Consider the following 13,450-nt stretch of genomic DNA (forward strand, 5'->3'; position numbering starts at 1 on the left):
AAATTATTTCTGCTGTAATACAAACAACCCTTTGAGTTTATTATTCGATTCCATCAAAGGAGCGAAATGTCAAAATGAGTACAGAAAAGACAATTTATTCCTCTCGTTGGAGATTGGGCATAAACCTATGGCGACCATTTCGTTACGTAGGTTTGGGGTTAATTTTTAATTCTTTAATCTGGGGTTTTGCTATAACTTCTTTAAAAAAAGCAAAGCCAGTTTATAACAGCGATTGGGCTTTAATTATACCAGGTTCCGGGGCAGGAGTTAATTTTAATATACCTGATATTGGTCAAGCCTCATCTTCTAGTGTCTCTGCATTTGGCAGTTCTTCATCAGATCCCAGAGCTAACTACAATTACATCATTACTAGTGAACCTCTTTTAAACGAAGCTGCTGCTTCTCTAAAGATACCTTCTGAAAAATTTGGGAAGCCACATATAAAATTAATAGATAACACAACAGTTATCCAACTTGAGATTACTGGTTCTAGTGCAAAAGAAGCTCAACAGAAATCCTGGGCTATTTATAAGGCTTTAAAGCATAGACTTAACATACTTAGATCTGAAGTAGCAGCTGGTAGAGATGAAGGAACTAAAGGATCTTTATTAAGTTCTCAGGCTAAACTTAAAGAAGCACAAAATCTTCTATCTAAATATAAGGCTCGTGCTGCTTTAAATTCAGTTGAACAAATTAAAGATCTTTTAACTAATATAGAACAACTGCGTAAACAACGGGCTGAGATATTAGCACAACAACAATCAACTGCTAGTCGTCTTCAGCAGTTATCTAATAACTTGCGTATATCACCCAAGCAAGCCGCTGATGCTTTAGCTCTACAATCCGATCAAGTTTTCCAACAATATTTAAAAGACTATAGTGAATCCAGTGGTAATTTAGAAATTTTGCTTTCTAAATGGGGAATGAATCATCCTCAAGTTATTAGTGAGCAGGTTAAATGGACGGCGGCTCAAGATGCTATAATTACCCGGGCTCGTTATCTATTACAAAGAAATATAGATAAGGAAAGCATAGAACAACTATATTTAACAACTGGTGCAGGGCGAGTTTCTTTGTTTGAGAGTTTAGTAGGATTAGAAGCAGAACACGAAGGCATTGCAGCCCAGGCTAAGGGTTTAGAAGAGCAAATTAAATTGTTAGAAACCCGACAAAAAATATTGTCCCAGAAAGAAGTTACTCTAGATAGTCTGGAGAGAAATGTCAAAATTGCTGAAGCTGTTTTCAGTTCTACTTTAGCTAAAGTAGACTTGAGCAAAGCTGACATTTTTGTTGACTATCCATTAGTGCAAATGTTAGTCGAACCGACCTTACCTGATAAGCCTAGTTCACCTAAACCTATGTTTGTATACGCAGGAGCATTTTTCGGTTCTATTTGTTGTACATCTGCACTAGTTATATTGTGGTGGCGTCAAAAGTTAAAAACAAGAGTTTCCCAAATGATATCAAAAACTAAATCAGAATCCGAGTGATTTAATTATGGCTAAACAAGAAGAAATAACTCCTCGTAATTTTGAGGAACGTATGGTTTGGTACACAATCACTTGGACATATGGCTTGTATGTAATTGGCGGACTTTATCTTGCTGCACCAGTTATTGCCTGGATATTAGTATTTTATCTATGCAAAAAACTTGTGCTGCAAAATTCTCAAACTCCTGTTGAAGAGCGAGTTACCATTCCCTTTGGAGTTTGGGTTTGGATAATTGCCATGATAGTAATGTTAGTTGCTTTATTGATGGGTCACCTTGATTATAATTTGAGTAATGGAGAGATAATTAAATCAACTTTAGGGTGGGCTAAAGGGTGGGCATTATTGGCAATATTTCCGCTTATTGGCTGTTTAAATATTCGTCCTGAGTTGGTGTATCGTGCAGGTTGTGTTGTTTGTTATCAGACTTTGCTGTTCTTTCCGCTCTTTTATATAGCCTATCTTGCACATCTACCTGCAACCCTGTATGTCTCTCCCCTGCAAGCAGTCGGGGGGCCTGGGCCAGACTTTTTTGCGATGAATCTTTATGAAGTTGATCCTGAAGCTGGTTCAGCTCGATGGCGACTATTTACGCCTTGGGCCCCAGCTTTAGGATTTGTAGCGAATATCTACTTGATTTTTGCTTTTCAAGAAAAATCCATAAAATGGCGTGTCCTGGCAATATTTGGTAGCTTGCTTATGTGTCAAGTCTCTGCTTCCCGATTGGCTTTAGTCAATCTGGTAGTGGTGTCATCTTTAACCTGGTTGTTATCCAGGCTGACTCGACCTAGGGTTTTAATTGTATTAGGTTTTGCTTCACCTGTAATGGGTCTGTTTGGTCCGTCAATTATCAAAGCATATAAAAACTTTAACGATGCATTCAAAGCTGCTCGTGCAGGTTCATCTAGGGTGCGTGCGGCCTTGGGACGAATCGCTTATGACCGATGGGAAAGTGAGGCTCCTATTTGGGGACATGGAGTTGTCGAAAAAGGGCCCCATGTAGCAGAACATATGCCGATTGGTTCTCATCACTCTTGGTTTGGGATACTTTTTGTGAAAGGAATTGTCGGATTTTTTGCCTTGGCTGTGCCAATGTTGTGGACTTTTCTCGAATTTTTAATTAAATGCCAAACAAGCAATGTAGCCAAGTCGGGACTAAGTATAATTTTTACAATATTCCTTTACACATTTGGTGAGAATTTAGAAATTTTAGCTTACCTTTTTTGGCCAGCTTTAGTCATCTTGGGGATTGCGATGAAAGAAAAGACTGGTAATCCCTTTAATGGGAACTTTTAGCACTCCTGACAAAAGGATTTTATGACTAACTGAACCGTATTGAGTTATAAATCTGTTGTTAAACTTCTCCAATTAATTGCTTGTTGCGTAATTTTAAACTTTTATGCAGCTTAATTGGAATGTAAATAAGTCTGCACGATAAAACACATAATTTAAAACCGCGTTTGATACTCCACTACTGCACGACTATCATCAGTTAAATTAGTGGAAGCACGCACACGAAATTCATCGTTTATCCGGTAATTAACACCCCATTGGAAAGGGTCATTTGTTGTCAAAATCTTAATACTAGAAACAGATATTTTGGTAGAAATATCGACCCCAGCCTCGGCTGCTAATTCCAAAGTTGAACTGCTCCTTCCAGCTTCAGGATTCTCGGAAATAACGGTAGGGAATATCCGCAGTTCACTTAAACCAAAGGTATTCCCAATCTGGTTAAAAGCAGACTGAAAATTATTGAACACAGCCGAACCTGCAATGTTAATTAGTCCCAAAGTACTGTCACCACGCCCTTGGGTGTCTACAAATCCACCTCCTAAAAGAGCAACAATTTCGGTTTGACTACGTGACGGACTGCTTGTTAATTCTAAATTTTCATTGAGTTTGCTGGCTAGGCCGTTGATAGTGGCTTCGACTCGAACACTCTCTAAGGCTGATAAACCTGTGGAATTCACTTTACCAAAGTCATTACTTTGAGTTACATCCAGTACTTTGGCAAATAGGCGAATATCTAAGTTGGGATCGCGGGGTTCAGAGGGACTAAAAGTTGCAGTGTGTTTATAGCCACGAGCAAGATTAAATTGGGTAGTAAATAAATTCACCCCTCCTTGTTCTAACTGGATAGTACCATCGGGTACGGGCTGATTGATTGAGCCGTTAACGATGAGATTACCAGTGGCGCGGAAGTTGAGAATAGGGGGACGGGTAATTTGGACATTTTTTCCGAGTTCTAAATCTAGATTATTAAATCTAGCGATACCTGACGGCAAGCCTTGAGCCAACGCATTTCCCTTGCCATTCCCAATTTCAGCTTTACTCTGCTTATTATCTTTTGTGGGTGATACACCGAGACTACTATTTGCAGATGAAGTCGCATCGGTAGATTCTGCCAGCAATACCTGACCGTCAAATAAACTTACTTTACCGCCAATCGCTGGGTTAAGGGCAGAACCAGTAATCTGCAAATTGCCGCTAGCGCCTCCTTGGTAAAGTCCCTTGAGATTTAAGGCTAGCTGATCGAGATTAACGGTTAGGGGATTGGTGATACTCACGTTCTGATTGTTGAAAATGGGAATTTCTCCAGCAGCTTCCACCTTCCCACGGCTAAATCTACCCTGAAGATTTTCTACTAAGATGCTGTCAAAATTAAACAGCACTTTACCTGTGACACGTCTCAGCTTACCTGGCAATGCCTGAGCTGAAAAAGTAGCATCATTGACAGTAGCAATTCCCTCTACTTGGGGTTTTTGCAATGTTCCGCGTACCTTAAGGTCTACTTCTCCTTCACCTTTTTCAAAAACCACTTGATTAGTCAATGCGTTTAACAGTCCCAATCCCTCGTTTTCTAACTTCACATCCAAACTGATTTGCTCACTGTCTGGTGCAACGGTTGCAAAAGGCAATTTATAAGGGATACTGCCAGTAATATCAACAGGTTTTGGCCCTGCAACTGCTACAGTACTACCAAAGTTTAAGCGTCCGTTGGCATAGCTGAAACTTGCCCTTGCTGATTCTATTGCTTTTTGATTCAAAAATCCTTCTGTGATTTGCAATTCCCCTCTAGCTTGGGGATTAGCAATACTGCCTGCTAAAGCTGCTGTACCATTAAGATTCCCTGTAATTCCAACTGGTAATTTGACAACATTATTCAGTAGTTGCACCGGAAAATTATTCACCCGCAACTGGCCAGATTGTTCATCACCGCCAACGTTACCCGTAAAGGCAATTAACCTGTTTTGAGATTCAATTCGTAAAGGTCGCAAACTCAAAACACCGTTTTCAAAGTTGCCTTCGGCAATCACTTTATCAGCAGTATAATAACGATTTCGTTCTTCCTTTTTACCCCAAGCAAAGTTTTGTCCATTCAAATTAAAATCCACTGATAATCCATTGGCTGTAGCTGTATTTACAGCCACTTGCCCATTGAAAGTCCCCTTTAAGTCTGCCAAATCTGGTATTGGAGTGGAGTTAAGTCGCTGTTCTTGCTGTTCTGCTACCAAAGTTTCAATTTCAGAAAACCGTTGGATTTGGGTTAATAAGGGTTGATTTGGTACTCCTTGGGGGGTGGTAGTTAGATCCTCTGCTGTACCGTAGATTTCTGCTGAACCACCTGGCAAATTTTGTAAATCAAATATCTGTGCTAAAGCTAAAACATCTTGGATCTCTCCTTGGCTGACGTTCAGTTTACCTTGTAGTTGAGGCCCTTTAGAGCTTTGGGCAAACGTACCGACAAGAGCGTAGCTACTTTTACCTTTGACAAATTCGCTGTTGGTAAGTGTGCCTTTCCCATCACTGTAGCGGAATTGAGCAGCTATTCGATCGCCTTTAAGCCAGCCAATTTTTGGATTAGCGATCGCTAAATTCCCCGTTGCTGCCAATGTCTGCTGATTAAATAGCAAATCCCCAGTTAACAACCCAGCTATTTTACCAGCGCCTAATCGAGTAATTGGTGGCGGAGTTAAATTCAATATTTGTAAGGGGAAATTTGCAACTTTTAGCGCCCAGTCATTCCCTTGAACATTACCTGTGGCTGATGCTTCCTGCCATTTTACTAAGAAGGATTTCGGGCGATTATTGGCATCTAAATTAAAGGCCAAGCGATCGCTTTTTCCTGCCAAGTTTAAACTCAAACCGCGTCCCCGTACTGAATCAATGTTTCCAGTTAACAACGGCTCAAAAGCAATATCTTGAACAACTAAGTCTCGTAAATTAATTTGCCCTACGACATTTGGTAAAGGCAGCTTACCAGTAACTTGTCCATTAAAATCGACTCTACCAGCCACAGCAACCTGATTAGGAAAGTTGATCGGTAACTGTTTTAAGTTGTAATTTTGCGCTTGGACGTTGAGATTTAAGGCAGTAATTTCCGGTATACCTGCCTTTTTTGCATTGGCTAATATGTTACCAGTCACAGTTAAACCGGGAGCAGTTGCTCGCTCAATGGTTAGCCTTTCACCACTCCAAGCGATCGCAGCCGTCAGGGGTTGCTCAAGGCCAGGGATACCTTGGGATAATTGCACCTGTCCAGCAGCACGGACATCCGCTAATTTGGACGATCCGACATTGCCAGCTAATTGCAACTGACCGCCAAATTGGCCCCGCAATTGCTGATTGAACCGATTTAATTCCACACCGTCAGCATTAACTACAGCTTGATAGCGACCATTAGCCAATTGGATATTAGAAGCTGCGATCGTTCCACCCGCAACATCCAGCCGTCCTTGACCACTAGCTTGGATAGTTTGTGGTTGGAAGGACTCAACAGAACCCGCCACGTTTGCTTGACCAGTTAACGTCCCTCGTAGCTGCGGTGGTACTGCTGCCAACTGCTGCAAAGGTACATTATTTGCCTGAACTTGTGCCCGGTATACACCATTAGCCACTTGGATATTAGAGGCTGTAATCGTCCCACCCGCAACATTTACCCGCGCCTGACCACTGGCTTGGATAGCTTTAGGTTCGAAGGATTCAACAGAACCCGCTACGTTTGCTTGACCAGTTAACGTCCCTTTAAATTGCGGTGGTACTTTTGCCAATTGTTGCACAGGAACATTCTTAGCCTGAACTTGCGCCTGATAAACACCATTAGCCACTTGGATATTAGAGGCTGTAATCGTCCCACCCGCAACATCTAACAGCGCCTGACCACTGGCTTGAATAGTCTGCGGTTTAAAAGAATCAACAGAACCTGCTACATCGAACTGACCAGTTAACGTCCCTTTAAATTGTGGTGGTACTTTTGCCAATTTCTGCACAGGAACATTCTTAGCCTGAACTTGCGCCTGATAGACACCATTAGCCACTTGGATATTTTTAGCTGTAACCTTACCATCGCCAATAGCAAGGCTACCCTCACCATTGCCACGGAGCGTTTTTAGGCTGAAATTATCTCTGTCACCTGCGATTTGGAACGTACCCGCCAAAGGATTATTTAAAGCTGGGGGAGACTGTTTCAAGATTTGCCCTAACCGCACACCATTAGCTACAAGTTGAGCAGAGAAGCTTTGGTCTTGCAGTTGGACATTAGAAACTGCTACTGTGCCGCCACCAATTTGAACTCCTGCGCCATCAGTGCGAATCGTGGCAATTTTAAATGGTGCGGTGTTTCCTGAGAGGATGAGACGACCATTGAACTGTGCGTCCGCCAAAGAGACATTTTGCAGTTGACTTTTGTCTACAAAGGGTTCTAATTTTACACCAGAGGCAACAGCCACAGCTTGCCAACGCTCATTAAGATAACTACCAGTTGCCCGGACTGTACCACCACTGACATTAAGAGCTACATTACGGAAAGAGACATTGCGATTTGGAGCGATCGCAACTTCGCCAGTTCCAGGGTAAGTTCCGTTAGGGGCTTGAAACTGTACCAAAGTTTGGACATTAGTAGGAGCGCCAGTTAATTGGGCTGTACCTGAGACATTACCGATTTGGAACGCAGGTGTTGCTTCGTAAACTTTGGCGATCGCATCCCCTGGAACATTTTTGGCAGCGAAATTTAAATCCAGTCGCGGTGTTTTACCAAGTTGAATTGTGCCAGCGCCTGTGATATCACCACCAATTTTAGCTTTACCTTGAATATCTTTTAGGGTAATTAAAGAGGAATTAGAACTAGTAACAAGCTCAAATTTACTACTGATGCTATTGAAATCAACTTTATCAATGCGGGCAGTTTGAATCGTCGCAACTGAGCCTGAGAGAATTGGCTCTTTAGTTGATCCGGTAATCTGCAAAGAAGCTTGTACTTGTCCAGCGATCGGCACAGGTAGTTTTACCTTGAGGGTATCCTGGGCATTAGCCAAACTCACCGCATTTACACGCCCTGCCAACTTAAAACCTGCTTGAGTGTCGATGATTCCCGTAGCTACTACAGGAATTTTGCCGTAGTTGGTAGTAACATTGTTTAACTGCAACTCCGTTCCCTGAAAACGGAGATTTCCTTGGCTATTGCTCAACAACTGCGGGACTTTGGGTATTTGAAGTGTTACCCCTTGCACAGCCGCATTGCCATACAATAAAGTCTGTTGCCCTGGTGTCAACCGAATTAACAAGTCGCCATTGGCTCGACCCGCCTGTAAATTTACTGGTAACTTAATCAACCGAGTAATATCCGCAGCCAGCAAATCTTGTGCTTGCAACTGAAAGTTTCCCGCTAGCACCTTAGAACGTGTCTCTCCCTGAATGGAAATATTACCACCACTGTCTGCTTGCCCCCCCACTTCAAACCGAATTAACTGGTTGTTTGCTAAAAGTTGGGCAGAACCATTAAGTTGAGAAAATGTTACGGGAGAGGTAGTAGACCCAGAAGATATTCCCTCCCCTGCTTCCCCTGCCTCCCCTGCCTCCCCTGCTGCCTCCCCTACCTCCCCTCCTCTCTCCTGCGGCATCAAGGACAGCTTGGCATTACGAAACCGCAAGTAGTCCAAATCAGTTTTAATTGCACTGCCTCCACCTGACGACGCGATGGTAGTAGAAACCCAGCGTCCTTGGTCATCCTGGTCAATGTAAATATCTGGGTTGACTAAGGTAACATCTAGCTTGAGGTGGCGGTTAAAGATTAGTTGTAATGGATTAAAGCCCACCTCCACAGATTCGACTGTCGCCCGATCTGGATCTGTGGGTGTGGCTGGGATAGCTGAAGCGCCAAACTGCACTCCCGTTAACGAAAATTGTGTGACTTTTCCCAGTTTTACTGGACGGTTGAGTGTAGTAGTCAGACTTTGTTGTGCCAACGGCGTTAACTCTGTTTGGACAAAAGTCCACAACCGCCAAATACCGATGATAACTCCTAACAGTAAAAGTCCACTCAAGGCAATGCTACCCCGGCTCAACACCAGCAACCACAGACGCTTGCGGTTAGGGGACGGGGAGTGAATATCTTGATGGGGAGATTTAGTCATTTGCTTTCACTGTATTAATTGCCGGATGTCGCTGGCACACACAAGCATTAACTGACACATTGATTCAGTATGCCATTTCCAGGATACGCCAAGTAAAGCAAAGACCTCATTAGTTAAGTTACGGTATTTGCTTGATCCAATACTTATGCTTAATAATATTGGCGTTTTCAGGTAAATCTGATCTTAATAAAGTGAAAATTGTTCCTTTGACTTTTGCACAGGTACAACCTAGAACTTTAATATGAATAGACTTTAAAAAAGACAGATGATTACACCAATGCGTGTTTTTGTGTTGATTTTTAATGCTCGAACGGAGAATGAGGGGATTCACACGATTCGGGAGGGCGATGCCTACGGCGGCAAGCTACGCAATAAAATTCTGATGTTCGAGTCAGAAGACGATGCCACGCGCTTTGCCCTAATGCTGGAAGCTCAGGATTTCCCCGCACCGACACCAGAGCCAATGGATGCTGAGGAAATCAAGGAATTTTGCGAAAGTGCTGGGTATGAATGGGAAATCATCCCAGAAAACAGCAATTTAGTTGTCACTCCCCCAGAACTGAACGTAGAACAAACTGACTGGCAAGCAAACGCCCAGAAGGAGGATACTGTTGAAGACACCTTCCCTCTCAATCAACAGCCACTAGAAGAACCAGAATTATCTGATTCTGAACTAGAGAAGATGCGTCGCAAATTGGAAGGATTGCTTTAATTAGTCATTAGTCATTAGTCATTGGTCATTGGTCATTGGTCATTGGTCACTGGTCATTGGTCGCTAACTGACTAATGACAACGGACAACGGACAAAGGACATAAGGATAAATGACAAACTTGCAAGAACGTGGGCATCTTTTAACCGAGCTGGTAAATCCTAACAGTCTTAACTTAGACCAGCTCAGTTCTCTGGAATTGGTAGAACTGTTTAATAGTGAAGATCAAAAAGCAGTTGCGGCGGTTGCAGCGGCGAAAGTTCAGTTGGCTGAAGCGATTGATAGCACCGCAGAGCGTTTGCGTCACGGAGGACGCTTATTTTACGTTGGTGCGGGCACAAGTGGTAGGTTAGGGGTGCTAGATGCTGCTGAGTGTCCACCTACTTTTTGTACGCCCCCAGAGTTGGTACAGGGGATTATTGCTGGTGGCGCAGGTGCGCTGGTACGCAGTTCGGAGGATTTAGAAGATAGCATCGAAGATGGTGAAGCTGCGATCGCTGGGCGACACATTACCCAGCTAGATGTAGTCGTTGGCATTACTGCTGGTGGGACAACACCTTATGTCCACGGTGCCATTCATGCGGCTCGTCAACGGGGAGCCAGTACTATTTTTATCGCCTGTGTTCCGGCTGAACAAGTTAGCATTGATGTTGATATAGACATTCGTTTATTGACAGGGCCAGAAATCATCGCCGGTTCAACTCGCCTGAAAGCTGGTACAGTCACGAAGTTAGCTTTAAATATGCTTTCCACAGGAGTAATGGTTAAACTGGGTAAGGTTTATGGTAATCGTATGGTGGATGTGGCAGTAACAAATCAAAAGTTACGCGATCGCGCTTTACGAATATTGCAAGACCTCACAGGCTTAAGTCGGGAAGCTGCTGGTTTTTTATTAGAACGTAGTGGCAAGTGGGTTAAACTAGCATTATTAATGCACTGGACTGGTTTGGAAAAAGAGGATGGCGATCGGCTTCTTGCAGAACACCAAAGTAATCTTAGGGCAGCTGTTATGAGCTATCAAAACCACAACCAATCTTAAAGACATTTTCCTAAATAAATACTCTATAGGTGGCTGCTACTTGTCTGAGCAGTACACCTTTTTTTAAAGATAATATTCCCTCAAAAAGCTCGCTTCAATTAACTTGTATTAACAAATGTAAAATTAAATAAATATTTTTAACATTTCTAGCTAATTATAATAAATAAAGTTAAAAATTCCTCAATATTACTAATCATTTCAAACAAAAATTCAGAACTTATACGGATCTAATTTCGTATGAAAATTATTAAAATAATCAGTTAATAGTGAATCCATCCTAATGATGTGGACTATAGCAAGCTACTTGATTCGTAAAGTCTACTAATAACAAACTATATAAAATCGGACTTATAGATTAACAGGATTTTTGCTGTTTTCCCATCATACCTTGATTTTAATAAACTTGATTTTGACTGCTATATATCAATTTTGATGTGTCTTATGACCACTATATAACTACTGTGGGTTTTTCAATAACTGGCTTTTTAATACAAGGAATAAAATATGACCCACTCGGAACTTATTCTTTCAAATAATTTAGTTAATGAATTCAAAAATTGTACTCAACTGCAATATAATGGCAAATTAAATATTAAAAGTTCAAAGGGTGGTCAATGGACTTTTTATTATCGCCTGGGACGTATTGTTTGGGCAACAGGGGGTACTCATCCCTTCCGGCGCTGGCGTAGACACATGGCTCAAAACTGTCCTCAGATTGATGTTGATAAATTGCTGTTGCGTTCACAAGATATATCAATAGATTACTGGGATTACCGCCTTTTAGAAATCTTTTACAAAAAACAGAAAATTCAGAGAGAACAGATTCAGTCTATTGCCGAAAGCACCATAGCAGAATTACTATTTGACTTAGCATTGCAAGGAAATTTTGCTTCTATAACTTGCAATCGCAGCCAAGATGTGATCCTCGAAACACCAATGAGCTTTACGAGTGCAGAAATGTCTGTAAAGCACATGCAAGATTCATGGAAAAGTTGGTCATCTGCTGGTTTAGCAAATTTTTCTCCTAATTTGGCACCGGTTTTGCGGCGACCAGAACAACTCCAGCAGATGGTAAGTCTATCTGTCTACAAAAACTTCTTGAATTTAATCAATGGCAAATTCACTCTCTTAGATTTAGCTGTGAAAATGAAGCAGAGTGTACTACCACTCACCCGTTCGTTGCTTCCTTATATCCTTAAAGGAATCATCGAATTGGTAGAAGTACCTGATATGCCCTTAGTAGTAACTCAGACCAACAATAAGCTTCCCACTACACAACCAAAGAAACCGAATGCTCCATTAGTGGCCTGCGTAGATGATAGCCCTCAAGTCTGTAAAATGCTAGAGGATATTATTACTTCCAATGGACTAAGGTTTATTAAAATTCAAGATGCTGTACAAGCACTTCCAACCCTGATTCAAGATAAACCAGACCTAATTTTCTTGGATTTGATTATGCCAGTTGCCAGTGGTTATGAAATCTGCACTCAGTTGCGGCGAATATCAGCCTTTGCCAATACACCAGTGATTATATTAACAGGCAGTGATGGTCTTTTAGATAGAGTTCGTGCCAAAGTAGTCGGTTCTACAGATTTTATTACTAAACCCGTAGCGCCTGACAAGGTAATGAGTATAATACGTAAGTATTTACCTACATTGAGTGTTCCCATTGAGAAGAGTAAAGCCAATGTATAGGAATCCACTTTTATTTCTGTTCGCGTAGCCATAGTTACTTGGTTTAACTACTAATAGGCAAGTTCCTTCTGCCCTCTGCCTCCTGCCTTCTTCAATGATAATTAATCATCAGTTAGTCTGATTGGCTTAAAAATTTCATTTCTCAGTATTGGACTATAACTCAGTAATAGCCAAAATCTAATTTTTACAACCTATAGACTTTCTCGCATCCATAACTATAAAAAGAAGCCAGAATTCAGAAGCAATAATTAGGTAGCAGTATGAAAGCTACTTAATTATCTTTTTGTAATTTTTAAATAATTTTGTTTGATTATATTCCTATAAAATTACTCCTTAATTATGACGAATAATACTTTTATTCTTTCTTGATAAAATTCTTTAACATTCACAAATATATATACTAAACTCTGTCCGCTACGTACTTTTTCTGAGGTTAATAGATAAAGATTGAATCAAAATTAGACAAATACAATTTTTTGTATTTATAGCAGTCCTATTTGAGTTGTGAAATATTGATTATGACAAAGGGGTTAGGGCTAGTCTCTAGTCCTTTCTATGTCAGGAATTACACATTTAAAACCTAAAACCTCGTTGGCGCACTCCCACTAGCTCCCTTTTTTAAGGGAATTGGGGAATCTTTTGTGCGTAATTCCTGCATATCTTTGTTCATGAATCACTTAGGATTTGTATATCTAATTTGTCTACATTCTTAAAAATTTTTAAAGGGTAATTATCATGAATACTGTTTTAGTTGTTGAAGATGGCTTAACAGATATGGAAATAATCAGCCGTTACTTACAACAGGCAGGTTATTCTGTAATTAGTGCCACCAGCAGCGAAGAAGCTCAAGACAAAATAGATCAAAATAAGCCAGATCTCATATTTCTTGATGTAATTTTACCAGGAAAAAGTGGCTTTGAAATTTGCCGAGAACTGAAAAATAATCCCAATACTAGCAAAATACCTGTAGTTTTTTGCTCTACAAAAAATAGTGATGTAGATAAAATTTGGGGTAATATGTTGGGCGCTGATGGTTATCTATCAAAACCGATTGATAGAGAAGAACTAGTGGTAATTCTAAAGCGATTAATTCATTAATTAGTGAA

The 13,450-nt window shown here is 41.1% G+C and carries 7 protein-coding genes; 6 read left to right on the top strand and 1 reads right to left on the bottom strand.

Translation table 11 applies throughout. From position 1 onward, the window contains the following. Window positions 1–74: 74 nt before the first annotated feature. Window positions 75–1,490, top strand: coding sequence for a GumC family protein (locus tag V7K69_RS19645; protein ID WP_335037280.1), 1,416 nt, complete (start codon window positions 75–77; stop codon window positions 1,488–1,490). 7 nt (window positions 1,491–1,497) lie between these two features. Then, window positions 1,498–2,784: an O-antigen ligase family protein gene (locus V7K69_RS19650; RefSeq protein ID WP_335037282.1), complete on the top strand. Its 1,287-nt coding sequence runs from the start codon at window positions 1,498–1,500 to the stop codon at window positions 2,782–2,784. A 152-nt stretch (window positions 2,785–2,936) separates the two neighbouring features. Here V7K69_RS19650 and V7K69_RS19655 read toward each other — a convergent pair whose 3' ends face one another. Beyond that, window positions 2,937–8,900 (bottom strand): translocation/assembly module TamB domain-containing protein, encoded by a 5,964-nt coding sequence (locus V7K69_RS19655; RefSeq protein WP_335037284.1) that lies wholly within the window; start codon window positions 8,898–8,900, stop codon window positions 2,937–2,939. Between the two features lie 265 nt (window positions 8,901–9,165). Between V7K69_RS19655 and V7K69_RS19660 the strand changes: the two genes are divergently transcribed. The 4 genes from V7K69_RS19660 (at window position 9,166) to V7K69_RS19675 (ending at window position 13,442) form a co-directional block, all read left to right on the top strand. Beyond that, window positions 9,166–9,612, top strand: coding sequence for a DUF3110 domain-containing protein (locus V7K69_RS19660; RefSeq protein ID WP_335037286.1), 447 nt, complete (start codon window positions 9,166–9,168; stop codon window positions 9,610–9,612). 110 nt (window positions 9,613–9,722) lie between these two features. Beyond that, window positions 9,723–10,649, top strand: a complete 927-nt coding sequence (murQ, locus tag V7K69_RS19665) for an N-acetylmuramic acid 6-phosphate etherase (RefSeq protein WP_335037288.1) — start codon at window positions 9,723–9,725, stop codon at window positions 10,647–10,649. Between the two features lie 504 nt (window positions 10,650–11,153). Next, a complete protein-coding gene (locus V7K69_RS19670; protein ID WP_335037290.1) occupies window positions 11,154–12,344 on the top strand; it encodes a response regulator in 1,191 nt (396 codons plus the stop codon). A 735-nt stretch (window positions 12,345–13,079) separates the two neighbouring features. Beyond that, window positions 13,080–13,442: a response regulator transcription factor gene (locus V7K69_RS19675; RefSeq protein WP_335037292.1), complete on the top strand. Its 363-nt coding sequence runs from the start codon at window positions 13,080–13,082 to the stop codon at window positions 13,440–13,442. The last annotated feature ends 8 nt before the right edge of the window (window positions 13,443–13,450 follow it).

Source organism: Nostoc sp., from assembly GCF_036917775.1.
Taxonomy (GTDB): domain Bacteria; phylum Cyanobacteriota; class Cyanobacteriia; order Cyanobacteriales; family Nostocaceae; genus Nostoc.

Bases quoted from the DNA above. Each gene is read 5' to 3' on its own strand.
- V7K69_RS19655 (WP_335037284.1), bottom strand. From the start codon at position 8,900: ATGACTAAATCTCCCCATCAAGATATTCACTCCCCGTCCCCTAACCGC.
- V7K69_RS19645 (WP_335037280.1), top strand. From the start codon at position 75: ATGAGTACAGAAAAGACAATTTATTCCTCTCGTTGGAGATTGGGCATA.
- V7K69_RS19650 (WP_335037282.1), top strand. From the start codon at position 1,498: ATGGCTAAACAAGAAGAAATAACTCCTCGTAATTTTGAGGAACGTATG.
- V7K69_RS19660 (WP_335037286.1), top strand. From the start codon at position 9,166: ATGATTACACCAATGCGTGTTTTTGTGTTGATTTTTAATGCTCGAACG.
- V7K69_RS19675 (WP_335037292.1), top strand. From the start codon at position 13,080: ATGAATACTGTTTTAGTTGTTGAAGATGGCTTAACAGATATGGAAATA.
- V7K69_RS19670 (WP_335037290.1), top strand. From the start codon at position 11,154: ATGACCCACTCGGAACTTATTCTTTCAAATAATTTAGTTAATGAATTC.
- murQ (WP_335037288.1), top strand. From the start codon at position 9,723: ATGACAAACTTGCAAGAACGTGGGCATCTTTTAACCGAGCTGGTAAAT.